Genomic DNA, 15,344 nt, shown 5'->3' on the forward strand with positions numbered 1-15,344 from the left:
AGGAAACGAAAGGTCGTCAAATTGACGGTAAATGGGACAGATGAGCGCAACAGATGAGGAGGCGAATGGACGGCACAAAAAAATGGCCCGCGAAGCCGGTCGGCGCTTCATCGGGCCATTCGAATGCAGCTCGCGCAATCGATGTCGGCCGTCAATACAGACCGGCCTGCGTGTTCTTCTGCAAATCCCGGTCATACGTTTCGGCGTCGAAATGACCGCCGCTCAGGCGTCGATGCATCGCGCCGGGGCTTGGCAGGCATTCGCGAGGAATTTGCGTCTGCGCGTCCCAAAGTCCCGAGCGAACGATCGCTTTCGCGCAGTGGTAATACACGCGATCGATGGACACGACGATGGCGGTTTTCGGCGACTTGCCATTGACTTCGAATGACGCGAGCAGCTCCGGGTCGACCGAGATACGGGCGCGGCCGTTGATGCGCAGCGTCTCGCCCACGCCCGGAATCAGAAACAACAACGACACCCGTGGATCGGCAAGGATGTTGCGCAGATTGTCGATCCGGTTGTTGCCAGGACGATCGGGCACGACAACCGTGCGCTCATCCAGAATTCGGACGAATCCGGCAGGGTCGCCCTTCGGCGAACAGTCGGTGCCTTCTTCACCCACGGACGCCAGCACCACGAAGGGGCAGGCTTTGACGAAGGCCTGATAGTCCTCGTTGAGATAAGTCAGTTCCTTCCAGAGCGCGCGCTCGCTCGGCTCGCCGTAAATGGCCTCCAGTTGATCCACGCTCGTGACTTCATGATTCATGTCGTGCCCCTGCCTTTGTTCATGCCGATGCCGGGGATGTCCGGCGAGCTTCGGCGATTCGCTGCGGGCAGTATAGATTCGGTCGTCACAGGCGTAAATCGCGCTGTCCCGGTGGCGCCTCCCGGTGCGCGGTGTCGACATCACATCGACATCGCATCGACATCACATCGACCTCGTGCCCATCAGGCCGCGCCGCCTTCGGAGAATCGCAGCCCCGCGATACCGACGATCGTCAGCGCCAGAAAGCCGACGCGGGTCCACGGCAGCGATTCGCCGAACCAGAGCACACCGACGACTACCAGACCGACCGAGCCGATGCCCGTCCAGATCGCATACGCCATGCCCACGGGCAGGGCGCGCAATGCCAGCGCGAGCAGGTAGATGCTGGCCAGCGCCGCGGCAACGGCAAGGCCGCTGGGCACCACGCGAGTCCAGCCTTGATTGAGCTTCAGGGCCAGCCCCATCCCGATTTCCAGCGCGGCGGCCAGCAACAGATAGATCCAGGCCATGGCCTCACGCCTCCTGCTTTTCCCGTGTCCCCCGATTGGCCACAATCGCGGCCTTCACCGCCGGACGCGCCTCGATCTGCGCCAGCCAGCGTTGCACGTTGGCGAACGACGAGATGTCCACGTTCAGTTCGTGATACGTCCGTAGCCACGCGAACGCGGCGATGTCGGCGATCGAGTACTCGTCGGTCGCGAGATAGGCCGACGTCGCCAGCCTGTCGTCCACCACGCCGATCAGCCGCATCGACTCCTTGCGATAGCGCTCGATGGCCTCGGTGTTGGTCGTCTTCGAGCCGTGGAGGAACCACCACAACTGCCCGAGCATCGGGCCGATGCCGCCAATCTGAAAGTGAAGCCATTGATTGACGGCAATCGCCTTCGCTTTCGTCATCGGTTGCAGCACGCCGGTCTTTGTCGCGAGATACGACAGGATCGCGCCCGACTCGAAGACCGTCAGCGCCCGCTCATGATCCACGATGACCGGAATCTTGCCGTTTGGATTCAACGCGAGGAAGGCCGGTTGCTTCTGTTCTCCAGCAGAGAGATCGACATTGATCTGTCGATGCGGCAACCCACATTCGTGCAGATACAGGCTGACTTTGAGGCCGTTCGGTGTGTCAGCCGTGTAGAAGGTGAGGGGCAAATGCGTCGGTGTCATGGATTTCCTCGGAACGTTGTCTTGTCTTTCAATTGCAAATACAATGATTGCAATTGCAATCGTACGTCAATCGTATGTGTTTCCGAGACGAATCACAAGCCGTACCGAATCGTGACGGCGCATGAGGGAGAGGCCATGATGGGGATGTCGGGACGGGGCCGTTCGGCGGTCGAGAGCGCAACGCGACAGGCGGCGCTGGCTTGTATCGGCAAGCTGATGGCTTTTCGTGATGGCGGGGTGCGCGAGGACGGCGGCGGGACGGCGACGTCGCCATCGGGGGCGCTGGCCCATATCGCCGATGTGCTGGCTCAGGGCGACACGTCCGAGCAGGTGTGGATCGTGGATTCGGCGACACCGGCGCAGGAGACCCCGGGCCGCAAGTCGCGCGGCAAGGCTGCGTCGTCGTCCAGCTTGCCCAGCGCCATTGCGACCTGGTTCCGCTCGGCGACGGCACGCGAGCGTCCGCTGCTGTATTTGCTGCATTCGCCGACATTGCGCGGGGTGCTGATGGCGGGTGTCGAAGCGTCGGGCCTGCGCGCGCCGCAGCAGACCGATCCGTTAAGGCGCGGCATCTTCCTCAACGACGCCTCCGTCTGGTCGCCGGACCGGTTGCAACGCGTACGTCCCGAACTGCCGCTATGGCTGGCGGCCCAGTCCGAATGGCTGCCTTACGACCCGGCATCGGCACAGGAACTGCAAGCGCTGCTATGTGCGGCGCTCGACGCGTTGTACGTTCGAGGCGAATTCGGTTTTTGCTATCTGAGCGCGCACGACATGCCGTCCACCCCTTCACCGGCGCTGGGACCGGGCGATGCTCACGACGCCTACCGGGGCATGTACCGTCTGCGCACGCTCCCTGACACGAATCCGCCCTACGTCATCCGGCTGTGCGGTGCGGGCCGGGCGCTCGCGAACGTGCTCGAAGCGGCGCGATGGCTGCAACTGGATTGGGGCGTGGCCTGCGAGGTATGGAGTTGTCCGAGCTATACGCGTCTCGCGCGCGAGGCCGGCGAAGCCGAGCGGATGTCGATGCTGCGCGCAGATGCACCCGCCGACGTACCGCATCTGGTTCGGTGTCTCGGAGACGGACGCGCACCGGTGCTCGCCGTGACCGGCTATGCGCGCCACATCGCGAATCAGATCGGTGCGTTCATTCCGGCGCGTTTCGCCGCATTGGGCAGCGACGACACGGACGTACAAGGCGGGAAGGACGAAAACGGCGAGAGCCTGAAGACGGGCGATGCGCCGGGCGTGCGCTGGATTGTCCTGAACGCGCTGCGCCTGCTGGTGAACGATGGCATGCTGCCGCGCTCGCGCATCGCAGATGCCACGCGTCGTTACGGCGTGATCTGATGCCCGACGTGGCGGCGAATGCCGTCAGCGCCACCTGCTTCAGCGCGGCTTCGTCTCCACCAGAAACGCTCGTGCCGCCGTGCTGGCGCGGTCGAGCGCTTCGGCCACGGGGGCGATGTCTTTCTCGCGGAACTGACTGAGGAAAAGCTCGGCGACGGTGGACTGGTAGACCTTCCACATCTTCTTGCGAAGCGCGCGCCCCTTGTCGGTGATGGTCGCGTAGGCCGCGCGGCCGTCGTCCGGATCGCGCATGCGCGTGACGAGTTCCTCCTGTTCGAGGCGATCGATCAGACGCGTCAGGTTGTAGCGCTCGATGGCCAGCACGTCGGCCAGTTCGTGCATGCGACGCGTGCCCTGCGGGCCGCTTTCCAGCCCCCACAGCGCGTCGTACCACGCGTAGGCGGGCAGCCCGGCCTGCGCCAGACGGCGCTCGATCTCGCGAATCATCGTGCGATGTGCGCGCACGAAGGAGAACCAGAGATCGGGATCGGTCGTGCTCATGAATGTCCTTGTCGTTTTCATGTGTGAGTTGCAGATGCAATTGTACATCGCTAGAATGACCGGCAATACGATTGCATTTGCAATTCATTCGATGCATTTTGGCAATCGCCCCGTTCCGTGATCTCAAGGAGAGATGTCATGACCCAATTGCCTGTGGTGGCGAGCGCCGACACCGATATCCAGGAAACGCGCGAGTGGCTCGACGCGCTCGAAGGCGTCACCGCTGTCGAGGGCCGCTCGCGCGCGCACTTCCTGATCGACCGCCTTGCAGCATGGGACTTTGCGCAGCACGGCGACTTCCACACCCGCGTGACGACCGATTACGTCAACACGATCACGCCGTCGCGCCAGCCGGCTTACCCGGGCGATCTGGCCATCGAACGCCGTCTGAACGCGTTCATCCGCTGGAATGCGATGGTGACGGTGCTGCGCGCAGGCAAGCACTCGAACGTTGGCGGCCACATCGCGACGTATCAGTCGGCAGCCGTGCTCTACGACGTGGGTTTCGATCACTTCTTCCGTGGCCGTACGGATACCTTCGACGGCGACATGATCTACGTGCAGGGCCACTCCGCGCCGGGTATCTACGCGCGTGCCTATGTCGAGGGACGCATCACGGAAGCGCAACTCGACAACTACCGCCGTGAAGCCGGTCGCGAGGGCATTTCGTCGTATCCGCATCCGCGACTGATGCCCGATTTCTGGCAATTCCCCACCGTATCGATGGGCCTCGGTCCGATCACCGCGGCGTATCAGGCGCGCTTCATGCGGTATCTGGAATACCGTGGCCTGAAGCAGCACCAGGGGCGCAAAGTGTGGGCGTTCCTTGGCGACGGCGAGATGGATCAGCCGGAGTCGCTGGCCGCGATTTCGCTGGGCGGGCGCGAGCGTCTGGACAATCTGGTTTTCGTCGTCAACTGCAACCTGCAACGGCTGGATGGCCCGGTGCGCGGCAACGGCAAGGTCATTCAGGAACTGGAAGGCACCTTCCGTGCGGCGGGCTGGAACGTCATCAAGGTGATCTGGGGCAGCGGCTGGGATGCGCTGCTGGAAAAGGACGTCCACGGCCTGCTGCGCGAGCGCATGATGGCGTGCGTCGACGGTGACTATCAGACGTTCAAGTCGCAGAACGGTGCTTACGTGCGCGAGCATTTCTTCGGCGCGTCGCCCGAATTGCTGGCGATGGTCGCGCATCTGAGCGACGACGACATCTGGCAACTCGCCCGCGGCGGCCACGATGCGCTCAAGGTCTATGCGGCCTACGCGCAGGCGATGAAAACCGAAGGGCGTCCGACTGTGATTCTCGCCAAGACCGTGAAGGGCTTCGGTATGGGGGAAGCGGGCGAAGGGCAGAACGTCAATCACCAGTTGAAGAAGATGAGCGCCGACGCCGTGCGCGCGTTCCGCGATCGCTTCGACCTGCCGGTGCGGGACGATCAACTCGCAGAGATGCCGTACCTGCGCCCCGATCCGGACAGCCCGGAAGGACGTTACTTCGCGGCACGTCGCGCGGCGATGGGTGGCCATCAGCCGGCGCGCTTCGGCCTGAGCGCACCGCTGGCGATTCCTCCGTTGAGCACGTTCGCTGCACAGATGAAGGACACGGGCGAGCGTGAAATGTCGACGACGATGGCGTTCGTTCGCATTCTCACGGCGCTGCTCAAGGACAAGGAGATCGGCAAGCGCGTGGTGCCCATCGTGCCCGATGAGTCGCGCACCTTCGGCATGGAGCCGCTGTTCCGCCAGATCGGGATTCACTCGTTCCAGGGGCAGCGCTACACGCCGCAGGACGCCGGTCAACTGAGCTTCTACAAGGAAGCACTCGACGGTCAGATTCTTCAGGAAGGGATCAACGAGTCGGGGGCCATGGCGTCGTGGATCGCAGCGGGTACGTCGTACAGCACGCACAACTACGCCACGATTCCGTTCTACATCTTCTATTCGATGTTCGGACTGCAACGCGTGGGCGACCTCGCCTGGGCGGCGGGCGACGCACGAACGCGTGGCTTCATGCTGGGCGCGACGTCCGGGCGCACGACGCTCATGGGCGAGGGCCTGCAACACGACGACGGCCACAGCCATGTGCTCGCGTCCGTCATCCCGAACTGCGTGGCCTACGACCCGACGTTCCAGTACGAACTGGCCGTGATTCTTCAGAACGGCATGCAGCGCATGTACGTCGACAACGAAGACGTCTACTACTACGTCACGCTGCTCAACGAAAACTATTCGCACCCGGCGATGCCCGAGGGCGCAGAGGCGGGCATTCTGAAGGGCCTATATCTGCTACGTGAAGCGCAGGCATCGGACGCCGATGCCCCGAGCGTTCAACTCATGGGGAGTGGTTCGATCCTGCGCGAAGTGATTGCGGCGAGCGAATTGCTGCGCGACGACTTCGGCGTGCAGAGCGACATCTGGAGTGCGACGAGCCTGACGGAAGTGCGTCGCGAAGGGCTGGCGGTCGAGCGCTGGAACCTGCTGCATCCGGAGCAGACGCCGCGCGTGCCGTATGTCCAGCAATGTCTCGCAGACCGTAAGGGCCCGGTCGTGGTTGCCACGGATTACATGAAGATCGTCGGCGATCAGATTCGCCCGTTCGTGCACGATCGCCGCTTCGTGACGCTCGGCACCGATGGCTTCGGCTGTTCGGATACGCGTGAGTCGCTGCGTAAGTACTTCGAGGTGGACCGTCACTTCATCGTGCTTGCCGCGCTGGGCGCGTTGGCCGATGCCGGCGTGCTGCCGCGCGAGCGCGTGGGTGCGGCGATCCGCAAGTACGGCATCGATCCGGAGAAGCTGGATCCGACGACGGTTTGAGGAAGTCAGCGGGGGAGCAGCAAGCAGGAGAGAGGCCGGATAGGCCAGATAGGCAGGAGAGGCCGGAGAAGCAGGAGAGAGGTGGTAGAGAGGCAGTAGAGAGGGGGAAAGGTGAGGCGCGGGGCGGCTGGCGCACCGCGCTTCACCTGTAGTTTTTCCTGTGATTCCCTGATGCGTTCCTTAACGTCCTAAACGCTTCAGTTGCCGGTCTTGCGATACAACGCCAGGCCGCCGGCCAGCGAGAACATCACGACCGCGCAGACACGATTCAACTGCTTGAGACTGCGCGCCGTCATCAGACGGGCGGCTTGCACGCCGCCGGTCGCATAGAGCGTCATCACGAGAATATCGACGCCGGCCGACACGACGGCCAACACGGCGTACTGCGGCGCGAGCGGCATCGACGTATCGACGAACTGCGGCAGGAACGCCGAGAAGAACAGCAGAATCTTCGGATTGGTCAGGCCGACGCCGAAGCTGCGCAGGAACACGCGCCCGGCGCTCAGATCGGACTTGATCCGGACCTGACTCAGATCCTGCGGATGGCTGCGCCACAACTGGATCGCCAGCCACACGAGATACACCACGCCGACCCATTTGACCGTCGCGAACAGCGTCGCAGACGCCATCAGCAACGCCCCGAGCCCGGCGCCGACGGCCACCACCACGAGCAGGTCCGACAGCGCGGCGCCACACATCCCGACCAGTACCACACGCCAGTTACCGGAGATGCCGTTCGCGAGCGCGAGCAGTGTCGTGGGGCCGGGGATCAGGCCGCCGATCAGGGCGGCCGTCGCGTAAATCGCGAGCGTGGAGAGGTGCATGACGAGAGACCGGTGTTGGCGCGCCGACAGCGCGAAGCCGTCAGTCTTGCAGATACCGTCACGCGCGACAAGCCGACCGGCGAAACCCCCGGCAAACGCTGGTGCCTTGGGGCTTCGCTACCGCGCCGATCGGCATCGCGTCGTCAGGCGACGTGAGCGGCGTACCCGGTCCGGCCTTCAGCGATTTCGGGCTTGAGCGTGAGTGCCGGAATGTCGTACTCCCCATGGTTTTGCCGACGATAGGGAATCGGCGGCGTGGTGGCGAGCGTATCGAGACGTTCGCCGAGTGCGTGCGTGAGCGCGGCGAAGCCCTCGGCATCCACGCGCGACGTGCGGTAAGCGACGAACGGCGGCAGCACGTCGAAGCCGGGGTAGAACAGCATGCCGTGCTGGATCGGGAACAGCACGTCTTCGATCGGGCCGTTGATGCCGCGCGCACTGTAATGCGAATCCCAGCCGCCCGTCGTCACCATCAGCATGGCGCGCTTGCCGGCCATGCTGCCTTCGCCGTAGCGATCGCCCCAATGCGAGTCCGAGTGCTCACCCACGCCGTAAGCGAAACCAAACGCATACACGCGGTCGAACCAGCCCTTCATGATCGCGGGCATGGAGAACCACCAGAGCGGGAACTGGAAAATCACCGTGTCGGCCCAGCGCAGCTTGTCTTGTTCGCGTGCAATGTCGGCGCGCTGCGTGCCGCTCTGAAACGCCTTCTTCGAATCGAGCGATGCGTGGAACGGCTCGCTCGGGTCGCGTTGCGGCGCGTCCAGCTCGTCAATGGTGGTCTTCCATTGCATGGCGTACAGATCCGAGACCTGCACGTGATGACCGGCAGCTTCCAGATGCTGCACGGTGAAATCGCGAAGCGCGCCATTGAGCGAGCGCGGTTGCGGGTGGGCGTAGACGATCAGGACATTCATGGTCAAACTCCGGCGCCAGTCGGCGCATTCGATTCGGTGAGGCGAAAAGTATGGTGAAAGATGCGGCAAAAGAAGAGAACGAATGCAGCTTAGGTGCGGCACAGGTATATTGGAAATGAATTCCTAATATGTCAGGTATAACAATGGATTATTGCGATGGTTAATCTGCGCCGCATCGATCTGAATCTGCTCGTCACGCTCGACGTGCTGCTTTCGGAGCTGAACGTCACACGCGCTGCCGAGCGGTTGCACATCTCCCAGCCGGCGGTGAGCGTGCATCTGGCGAAACTGCGGGATCTGCTGAACGATCCGTTGCTGCTACCCGGGCCGCGCGGCATGCGACCGACCGCGCGCGCGGAGTCGTTGCGCGAACCGCTGCGCGAGGCGCTCGAATCGCTCTCCCGCGCGGTGGCCCCCGCAGCACCATTCGATCCGGGCAGCGCCGAGCTGACGTGGCGAATCGCCGCGACCGACTACACCGAATCGACCATCGTGCTGCCGCTGCTTCAGGTGTTGCGGGCGCAGGCGCCAAAGGCGCGTCTGGCGGTGCTCGATCTCGAACCGTCGCGGCTGGAGCGGCAGGCGGAGCAAGGCGCGGTCGACGTCATTTTTCATACGACAGAAAACGCGCCCGAGGCACTGCATCGCAAGGCACTGTTCACCGAGCGCTATGTGCTGGTCGGACGGCGCGGGCATCCGAAGTTGAAGCGGCGTCCCACGCTCAGGCAGTTTTGCGACCTCGATCACACGATCGTCTCGCAGGACGGCGGGGGTTTCCACGCCAGCACCGACGACGCGCTGGCCGCACTCGGCATGTCGCGTCGCGTGGTGTTCTCCGTGCCGCACTTCCTGTTCCTGCGCGCGGCGCTGGCGCAGACCGATCTCGTCGCCATGACCCCGGAACGCCTCGTGCGCGACGACCCGGCATTGCAGATCACGGCGGCTCCCGTCGATCTGCCCGGTTTCGAGATCTCGATGTACTGGCACGAGCGCGTGCATCGCGACCCCGCGCATCGCTGGCTGCGGGAGTGCATCGCAAGCGTGATCTGAGTCATGTAAAAGAAACTTTACACATGGATCGGTTTCACTTATTGTGTAAAGCACGCTTTACATGAGGAGGCACGATGACGCGTTATGTGAAAGAGATGGGCGGAGCGTTGCTCGCCTACGTGGTGGTGCTGGCGGGATCGATTCGCGTGTTGCAGGCGATGCCCGATCTGCCCCTGAGTGCCCGGGTGCCGATCGCGCTGCTGCCGATGTTGCCGGGCTTTGCGATGTGCTGGGCCATCGTGCGTAATCTTCGTCGTATGGATGAATTGCAGCGACGCATTCAACTGGAATCGTTTTCCGTCTCGTTCGCGGGCACGGGGCTGATCACGTTCGGTTACGGTTTTCTCGAAGGCGTGGGTTTCCCCAAGCTGTCGCTGTTTGTCGTGTGGCCGCTGATGTGCACGCTGTGGGTCGTCTCCGGTTTCCTTTGCGCGCGACGTTATCGATGAAAAACGAGATCAAGGCATTGCGTCTGGCGCGCGGCTGGTCGCAAAGTGATCTGGGAACAGCGCTCGGCGTCTCGCGTCAGACGGTCAACGCCATCGAGAACGAGCGCTACGATCCGAGCCTGCCGCTGGCGTTCACCATCGCGCGCGTGTTCGGTCTGCGCATCGAGGAGATCTTCAGCGAGGACGAATGAGCGTGCGGCGTTCGTAATCGCGCGAGCCCATCTCGGCCAGACGGCTGATCGTGCGCGACAGGTCACGCCAGTCGCTCAGCGCATCGAGTGCGGGGATGAGCGGGGCATCGGAGGCGATCAGCAGCGTGCGCTGCCGGTCGTAGGCGATATCGACGAGCCAGAGAAAGCGCTGCAACGTGTCCGGTCGACGAAGCTGCTCGACGTGCAACGCGTCGACGATCAGCGTCTGCCATCGCTCGGCCAGTCCGAGGTAATCGAGATGGGAGCGGTGCGCCACGCACAGCGCGTCGAAGTCCGCCCACAACACACGATCTCCTGCGCTGCGAACCGCCAGCGCGCGCCCTGCGACCGTCACTTCCGACGCTCCGGTCGGGGGCAGTCCTTCCAGCTCGGCGTAGCGGGCCGACAGGGTCTCGTGTGCATCAGTCAACGGCGAGATCCAGCGGGGAATCAATGCGCTCTCGCCACCCATCCGGTAATCGGTCGCGCCGTCGAAATGGACGATGGCGAAGCGTTGCAGAATCACCGCGATGGTCGGCTCGAAGCGTTCGTGAAACTCCGGGTCGGGCAGCAACTGCTGCGGTGCATAGTTCGACGTGAGCACCAGCCGCACGCGGCGTGCGAGCGCGATGTCGAGGAAGCGGCCGATGAGGAACGCATCGGCGATATCGTGGACGTGGAATTCGTCGAAGCAGAGCAGTTCGACGCCATCGAGCCAGCGATTCGCCACCGCAGCGAGACGGTCGTCGCACTTCGGTTCGCGCACGAGTTGCCGGTGGATGTCGCGCAGGAATTCGTGGAAGTGCACGCGGCGCTTTTCGCATGCCGCCACGGCGAAGGCCGCATCGACGACCAGACTCTTGCCGCGCCCGGGCAATCCGTAGCAATACACGCCGTCATAGGTGACGGTCGTGGCGTTGGCGGATGCGCCGAGGCGCGCGAGTATGGCGATGGCGTCGCGTTGGCGCGCGTCGGGGGCTATGGGGCGCTCGGCCAGCGCTTGCATCACTCGCGCAGCATCGATCATGAAAGGCACTCCGGATGGCTTCGGCCGTCACAGGCGTGCGGCCAACGAGCGCCACTATACCGGCGTGGCGACACGCTCGCCAATATGGAATTCCGAAGGTACCCATCGCGTTTCGGCATTGCGCGGGCGCCGGGCGAGCGTCCCGGCCCTTGACTCATGATCCACGGCCCACGACGTGTGATGTCGCAGCAAGGCAATGCTGCTAGAATCCGGCGAAGGCCGATGCTGCCTGCCGCTCGCCCCTCGTCAAACGCTGCCGGGGGATGGTGAAAGCATCGCAGGCAAGCGCATGTCCGTCCCGTTCATCAGGCGACGCGCATCAGCAACGCGGGCACTGATCGAATGCGTCGCCGACGAACGCTATCCAGGATGGCCAACATGCGAACCTATCTCGACGCCAAAATCATGGCAAAGTCCCTGCGCGAACGTCTCGCGCGCGAGGGCATCGACATCTCCCACGCTCAGGCACTCGAATCCGTCGCCGCGCAATTCGGCTTCGCGGATTGGAACGTGCTCGCCGCCAAGGTCGCTTCTGCGGCCAGCGACGGTATCGTCTTCGACACCGTCGCCCCGATTCACCGGATCTTCGACGAAGCGAAGGCGCGTGAATTCTATGTGGACTTTCTCGGCTTCAAACTCGACTGGGAGCATCGCTTCGCCGAGGGCATGCCGCTCTACTGTCAGGTCTCGCGCGCCGGCATGACGTTGCACTTGTCGGGCCATTTCGGCGACGCCAGCCCTGGGGCGACGACCTTCGTTTTCATGCGAGGTGTCGAAGCGTACCAGCGCGATTTGTCCGGCAAGCGTTATCCCAATATGAATCCCGGGATCGAGATGCTCGATTGGGGCAAGCAAATGACGGTGACCGATCCGTTCAATAACCGCATTCGCTTCTGCGAATCGAACGACTGATCGCGATAGGGGCGATGTCCCCCGCTTGTCCCCCCGCTTCCGCCGGGACTTTACGCACGGCGGCGGCGGATGCGCTAACGTATGTGCTCTGCGTATGTCCGCATCTCCTGAGAGGAAGTCCGGCATGTCCCAATCGTTCGATCCGGCGCGCTATTTCCGGCGCATCGGCTACTCCGGTCCGCATGAAGCCACGCTCGACGTGTTGCGCGCGGTGCATGCGCTGCATCCGCTGGCGATTCCCTTCGAAAACCTCGATCCCATTCGCGGCAAGCCCGTCAACGTCGATCTGCCGTCGGTCGTCGGCAAGCTGGTCGACGCCGGGCGCGGCGGGTATTGTTTCGAGCAGAACGCGCTGTTCGCCAGCGCGCTCACGTATCTCGGTTTCCACGTCACGCCGTTGATCGGACGCGTCGCCTGGGGCCGCGCCTTCACGGACGAAGCGCCACTCACGCACATGCTGCTGCGTGTCGAGCTGGGCGGCGAATCGTGGCTCGCCGATGTCGGTTTCGGTTCGGTGACGCTGACTGCGCCGCTGCGCTTGGGCACGTCGCGAGAGCAGACGACGCCGCTAGAAGTCTTCCAACTGGAACCCGTGCGCGCAAGCGATGGCGAAACGATTGGCGAATACCGCCTGAGCGTGAAGTCGGCGCAGACATGGCTGCCGACCTACCGTTTCACGCCCCGGCCCGCCGAGTGGATCGATTACAAGCTGGGGAACTGGTATACGTCCAGTGCGCCGGAGTCGATCTTCACCAATCATCTGATGGCCTGCCGCGTGTTGCCGCAAGCGCAAGGGCGTCTGGCATTGCTCGATACCAATCTCATCGAGCGCGGGCCGAAGGGTGATGTGACGGCGCAGACGGAGATCGCGTCGGCATCTGCGTTAGTGGACGTGCTCGAAGGGCGTTTCGGCCTGAATCTCGCTGCCATCGACGCCCACGAATTGTTCGAGCGGGCGCTGGCCGGTGCGGCGAAGCCTGTCGTTCGCTGAACGTCGTTGCCCCAAAAGAGAAAGGGCCTTGCAGACGGCCGACTGTCTGCAAGGCCCTTGTTTCGTCAATACTCAGTGTGCCGACGTCGTTCCCGGCCACATCCGTACGGCCAGTGCGCCGAGCGCGGCCAGTGTGGAGAGCGCGGCGACCCCGGTCCAGCCCCAGTGAGCCAGCGCCTGAGAGCCGAGCACCGAGCCGAGCGACATCCCGATGAACACGCAAACGAACAGCACGGCGTTCAGGCGGCTGCGTGCGGCGGGCTCGATGCCGTACACGATGGTCTGGTGCGAGATCAGCGCGACCTGCACACCGAGATCGAAGCCGATGGCGCCCAGCCCGATCAGCCACAGTTGCGCATGAGGGCTCAACATCGGGGCGAAGAGCATCGCCGCGAACGAGACGGCCACCATCGCGGCGCCCAGACGTGTCACCACTTGCGGGCCTTTCTTGTCGGCGATACGCCCGGCAATCGGCGCGCCCAGCGCACCCGCGGCCCCTGCCAGACCGAAGGCGCCCGCAGCGGCGGCCCCCAGATGGAACGGTGCGTCGTGCAGCATCACGGCCAACGTCGACCAGAACGCGCTGAATCCGACCGACAGCAACCCTTGCGCGAACGCCGCGCGGCGCAATGCCGGATGACGACGCCACAGACTCGCCACCGAGCCGATCAACTGACGGTAGGTCATCTGCGTCGTCGGGTGGAAGGACGGCAGGCTGCGCCACGCCACCACGCCGAAACCGGCCACGCTGACGGCGGCGACAACGTACATCGCCCGCCAGCCGAAGTTCTGCGCGACGAAGCCGGACACGACCCGCGAGAGCAGAATGCCCAGCAGCAGACCGGTCATGACGGTGCCCACGACGCGTCCCCGGATCGACTCGGGGGCGAGTGTGGCGGCCGCCGGCACGATGTCCTGCGCCATCGTCGCCGTGAGGCCGATGGCGAGACTCGCGACGAGCAAGGTCCCGATGCCCGGCGCGAAGGCCGCGAGCAGCAGCGCGAGCGTCAGGATCGCGCCCTTGACCAGCACGATGCGGCGACGGTCGATGATGTCGCCCATCGGCACGAGCAGCAGAATGCCCAGCGCGTAGCCGAGTTGCGTCAGCGTGGGCACCCAGCCGACGGTCGTGTTGGCCGCGTGGATGTCGTCGGTCATGATGCCGAGCATCGGCTGCGCGTAATACAGCGAGGCGACCGTAAGGCCGGTGCCGGTGGCCAGCAGCAGAATCAGCCGGGCGGATAGCTCGGGCTGAGGCCGCGCAGGCGCGGCGGAATTGGAAAGTTGTGCGGAACTCATGGGGTGAGGCTCCAGTAGCGAAGTACGGCGCGTAGTGTCTCGCTTGGTGCGGTGCAGCGGTAGACCTATAATCCGTACAACCTTTATACGCGTGACGTATGACAGAGCCCCTCGATCCCCCTCAATCGGCCCTTGGCACGCCCGCTGCCCGGTCGACCGGCGCCGACCGCGTCGAGCTGATGCAGACCTTCGTGCGCATCGTCGAATCCGGCAGTCTGTCGGCGGCAGCGGCGCTGCTCGGCACCACGCAGCCGACCGTCAGCCGCCGGCTGCAAATGCTGGAGCGCTCGCTCGGCTTGCGCCTGCTTCAGCGCTCGACCCATCGCATGAAACTCACCGAAGACGGCGAGCGCTGCTTCGCACGGGCCAAGGAACTCGTGACAAGCTGGGAGGCGTTCGAAGCTGATCTGCGAGGCACGGGCGACGAGCCGGAAGGCACGCTGCGGGTGCACGTGCCGCACGCGTTCGGACAGGACATGATGATCGGGCCGCTCGCCGATTTTCTGGAGCGCTACACGGGAATGAAGGTGCATTGGTTCTTGCAGGACCGGGAGCCGGACTTCATTGCCGAAGGCGTCGATTGCGCGATTCACGTGGGCGAGCTGCAAGACCCGTCGAACGTAGCGATCCTGCTCACGGACGTGCCGCGTATCGTCGTCGCATCTCCCGATCTGCTTCGCGGGCGCACGATGCCCGAGAACCCCTCGGACCTGCTTGCCCTGCCGTGGCTCGCGCTCACCACGTTCTATCGCACCGAACTCACGCTCACGCACCGGCAGACACATGCGTCCGAGCGCATCACATTCGACCCGCGCATGAGTACCGACAATCTGTTCGCATTGCGCAGTGCCGCATTGCGCGGGCTGGGGGTGGGCGTGGCGTCGGCCTGGGTGATGGCCGAGGACATCGCGCAAGGGCGTCTGATTCAGCTGGTGCCGCAATGGCGTTCGACGGCGCTGCCGATGTACATCATCTACCCGTACGCCAAGTATTACCCCGCGCGTCTGCGTCGCTTCATCGAAGCGATGCGCACCGCAATTCCTGCCGTCATCGACGAAGAGCAGCGCAAGATCCGGTGAG

16 protein-coding genes are annotated in these 15,344 nt (G+C 63.9%); 8 read left to right on the plus strand and 8 right to left on the minus strand.

Translation table 11 applies throughout. The features are described 5' to 3' along the window. Positions 1-151: 151 nt before the first annotated feature. From C5N93_RS13810 to C5N93_RS13820, 3 genes are all read right to left on the minus strand, one after another. The gene (locus tag C5N93_RS13810; protein ID WP_242559713.1) at positions 152-766 is read right to left on the minus strand and encodes a pyridoxamine 5'-phosphate oxidase family protein; all 615 of its coding nucleotides are present in this window, start codon (positions 764-766) and stop codon (positions 152-154) included. Positions 767-948: 182 nt separating this feature from the next. Continuing rightward, positions 949-1,275: an SMR family transporter gene (locus C5N93_RS13815; protein WP_242559714.1), complete on the minus strand. Its 327-nt coding sequence runs from the start codon at positions 1,273-1,275 to the stop codon at positions 949-951. A gap of 4 nt (positions 1,276-1,279) precedes the next feature. Continuing rightward, positions 1,280-1,930, minus strand: a complete 651-nt coding sequence (locus C5N93_RS13820; protein ID WP_242559715.1) for a glutathione binding-like protein — start codon at positions 1,928-1,930, stop codon at positions 1,280-1,282. A 135-nt stretch (positions 1,931-2,065) separates the two neighbouring features. Between C5N93_RS13820 and C5N93_RS13825 the strand changes: the two genes are divergently transcribed. Beyond that, a complete protein-coding gene (locus C5N93_RS13825) occupies positions 2,066-3,283 on the plus strand; it encodes a pyruvate dehydrogenase (protein WP_242559716.1) in 1,218 nt (405 codons plus the stop codon). A 39-nt stretch (positions 3,284-3,322) separates the two neighbouring features. On the opposite strand, the gene C5N93_RS13830 is transcribed toward C5N93_RS13825, so the two are convergent. After that, complete coding sequence (locus C5N93_RS13830) at positions 3,323-3,784, minus strand: MarR family transcriptional regulator (RefSeq protein WP_150719807.1); 462 nt, start codon at positions 3,782-3,784, stop codon at positions 3,323-3,325. 138 nt (positions 3,785-3,922) lie between these two features. Here C5N93_RS13830 and aceE point away from each other — a divergent pair, with 138 nt between their 5' ends. Beyond that, complete coding sequence (aceE, locus tag C5N93_RS13835; protein ID WP_242559717.1) at positions 3,923-6,601, plus strand: pyruvate dehydrogenase (acetyl-transferring), homodimeric type; 2,679 nt, start codon at positions 3,923-3,925, stop codon at positions 6,599-6,601. 197 nt (positions 6,602-6,798) lie between these two features. On the opposite strand, the gene C5N93_RS13840 is transcribed toward aceE, so the two are convergent. Together C5N93_RS13840 and C5N93_RS13845 are read right to left on the minus strand one after the other, a co-directional pair. Beyond that, positions 6,799-7,425, minus strand: a complete 627-nt coding sequence (locus tag C5N93_RS13840) for a LysE family translocator (protein WP_242559718.1) — start codon at positions 7,423-7,425, stop codon at positions 6,799-6,801. A gap of 143 nt (positions 7,426-7,568) precedes the next feature. Further along, positions 7,569-8,345: an NAD(P)H-dependent oxidoreductase gene (locus tag C5N93_RS13845; protein WP_242559719.1), complete on the minus strand. Its 777-nt coding sequence runs from the start codon at positions 8,343-8,345 to the stop codon at positions 7,569-7,571. A 156-nt stretch (positions 8,346-8,501) separates the two neighbouring features. On the opposite strand from C5N93_RS13845, the gene C5N93_RS13850 reads away from it, so the two are divergent. From C5N93_RS13850 to C5N93_RS13860, 3 genes are all read left to right on the plus strand, one after another. After that, positions 8,502-9,395, plus strand: coding sequence for a LysR family transcriptional regulator (locus tag C5N93_RS13850; RefSeq protein WP_242559720.1), 894 nt, complete (start codon positions 8,502-8,504; stop codon positions 9,393-9,395). A gap of 74 nt (positions 9,396-9,469) precedes the next feature. Continuing rightward, the gene (locus tag C5N93_RS13855; RefSeq protein ID WP_150719802.1) at positions 9,470-9,844 is read left to right on the plus strand and encodes a hypothetical protein; all 375 of its coding nucleotides are present in this window, start codon (positions 9,470-9,472) and stop codon (positions 9,842-9,844) included. Further along, complete coding sequence (locus C5N93_RS13860) at positions 9,841-10,035, plus strand: helix-turn-helix transcriptional regulator (protein ID WP_069344272.1); 195 nt, start codon at positions 9,841-9,843, stop codon at positions 10,033-10,035. Before C5N93_RS13855 ends, C5N93_RS13860 begins: the two co-directional genes overlap by 4 nt. On the opposite strand, the gene zapE is transcribed toward C5N93_RS13860, so the two are convergent. After that, a complete protein-coding gene (gene zapE / locus C5N93_RS13865; protein WP_242559721.1) occupies positions 10,019-11,062 on the minus strand; it encodes a cell division protein ZapE in 1,044 nt (347 codons plus the stop codon). The genes C5N93_RS13860 and zapE overlap by 17 nt on opposite strands. 378 nt (positions 11,063-11,440) lie before the next feature. Between zapE and C5N93_RS13875 the strand changes: the two genes are divergently transcribed. Both C5N93_RS13875 and C5N93_RS13880 read left to right on the plus strand, forming a co-directional pair. Continuing rightward, a complete protein-coding gene (locus C5N93_RS13875; protein WP_347403305.1) occupies positions 11,441-11,974 on the plus strand; it encodes a glyoxalase superfamily protein in 534 nt (177 codons plus the stop codon). Positions 11,975-12,098: 124 nt separating this feature from the next. Then, complete coding sequence (locus C5N93_RS13880; protein ID WP_242559722.1) at positions 12,099-12,965, plus strand: arylamine N-acetyltransferase; 867 nt, start codon at positions 12,099-12,101, stop codon at positions 12,963-12,965. 72 nt (positions 12,966-13,037) lie between these two features. Here the strand turns inward: C5N93_RS13880 and C5N93_RS13885 are convergent, their stop codons facing one another. Next, the gene (locus C5N93_RS13885; protein ID WP_150719797.1) at positions 13,038-14,264 is read right to left on the minus strand and encodes an MFS transporter; all 1,227 of its coding nucleotides are present in this window, start codon (positions 14,262-14,264) and stop codon (positions 13,038-13,040) included. A gap of 98 nt (positions 14,265-14,362) precedes the next feature. Between C5N93_RS13885 and C5N93_RS13890 the strand changes: the two genes are divergently transcribed. Beyond that, complete coding sequence (locus C5N93_RS13890) at positions 14,363-15,343, plus strand: LysR family transcriptional regulator (RefSeq protein WP_242559723.1); 981 nt, start codon at positions 14,363-14,365, stop codon at positions 15,341-15,343. The last annotated feature ends 1 nt before the right edge of the window (position 15,344 follow it).

It is taken from the genome of Pandoraea sp. LA3, assembly GCF_022696215.1.
GTDB classification, from domain to species: Bacteria; Pseudomonadota; Gammaproteobacteria; order Burkholderiales; family Burkholderiaceae; genus Pandoraea; species Pandoraea capi.

Coding starts and splice junctions, on each gene's coding strand:
- C5N93_RS13810 (WP_242559713.1), bottom strand. CDS start 766: ATGAATCATGAAGTCACGAGCGTGGATCAACTGGAGGCCATTTACGGC.
- C5N93_RS13815 (WP_242559714.1), bottom strand. CDS start 1,275: ATGGCCTGGATCTATCTGTTGCTGGCCGCCGCGCTGGAAATCGGGATG.
- C5N93_RS13820 (WP_242559715.1), bottom strand. CDS start 1,930: ATGACACCGACGCATTTGCCCCTCACCTTCTACACGGCTGACACACCG.
- C5N93_RS13825 (WP_242559716.1), top strand. CDS start 2,066: ATGATGGGGATGTCGGGACGGGGCCGTTCGGCGGTCGAGAGCGCAACG.
- C5N93_RS13830 (WP_150719807.1), bottom strand. CDS start 3,784: ATGAGCACGACCGATCCCGATCTCTGGTTCTCCTTCGTGCGCGCACAT.
- aceE (WP_242559717.1), top strand. CDS start 3,923: ATGACCCAATTGCCTGTGGTGGCGAGCGCCGACACCGATATCCAGGAA.
- C5N93_RS13840 (WP_242559718.1), bottom strand. CDS start 7,425: ATGCACCTCTCCACGCTCGCGATTTACGCGACGGCCGCCCTGATCGGC.
- C5N93_RS13845 (WP_242559719.1), bottom strand. CDS start 8,345: ATGAATGTCCTGATCGTCTACGCCCACCCGCAACCGCGCTCGCTCAAT.
- C5N93_RS13850 (WP_242559720.1), top strand. CDS start 8,502: ATGGTTAATCTGCGCCGCATCGATCTGAATCTGCTCGTCACGCTCGAC.
- C5N93_RS13855 (WP_150719802.1), top strand. CDS start 9,470: ATGACGCGTTATGTGAAAGAGATGGGCGGAGCGTTGCTCGCCTACGTG.
- C5N93_RS13860 (WP_069344272.1), top strand. CDS start 9,841: ATGAAAAACGAGATCAAGGCATTGCGTCTGGCGCGCGGCTGGTCGCAA.
- zapE (WP_242559721.1), bottom strand. CDS start 11,062: ATGATCGATGCTGCGCGAGTGATGCAAGCGCTGGCCGAGCGCCCCATA.
- C5N93_RS13875 (WP_347403305.1), top strand. CDS start 11,441: ATGCGAACCTATCTCGACGCCAAAATCATGGCAAAGTCCCTGCGCGAA.
- C5N93_RS13880 (WP_242559722.1), top strand. CDS start 12,099: ATGTCCCAATCGTTCGATCCGGCGCGCTATTTCCGGCGCATCGGCTAC.
- C5N93_RS13885 (WP_150719797.1), bottom strand. CDS start 14,264: ATGAGTTCCGCACAACTTTCCAATTCCGCCGCGCCTGCGCGGCCTCAG.
- C5N93_RS13890 (WP_242559723.1), top strand. CDS start 14,363: ATGACAGAGCCCCTCGATCCCCCTCAATCGGCCCTTGGCACGCCCGCT.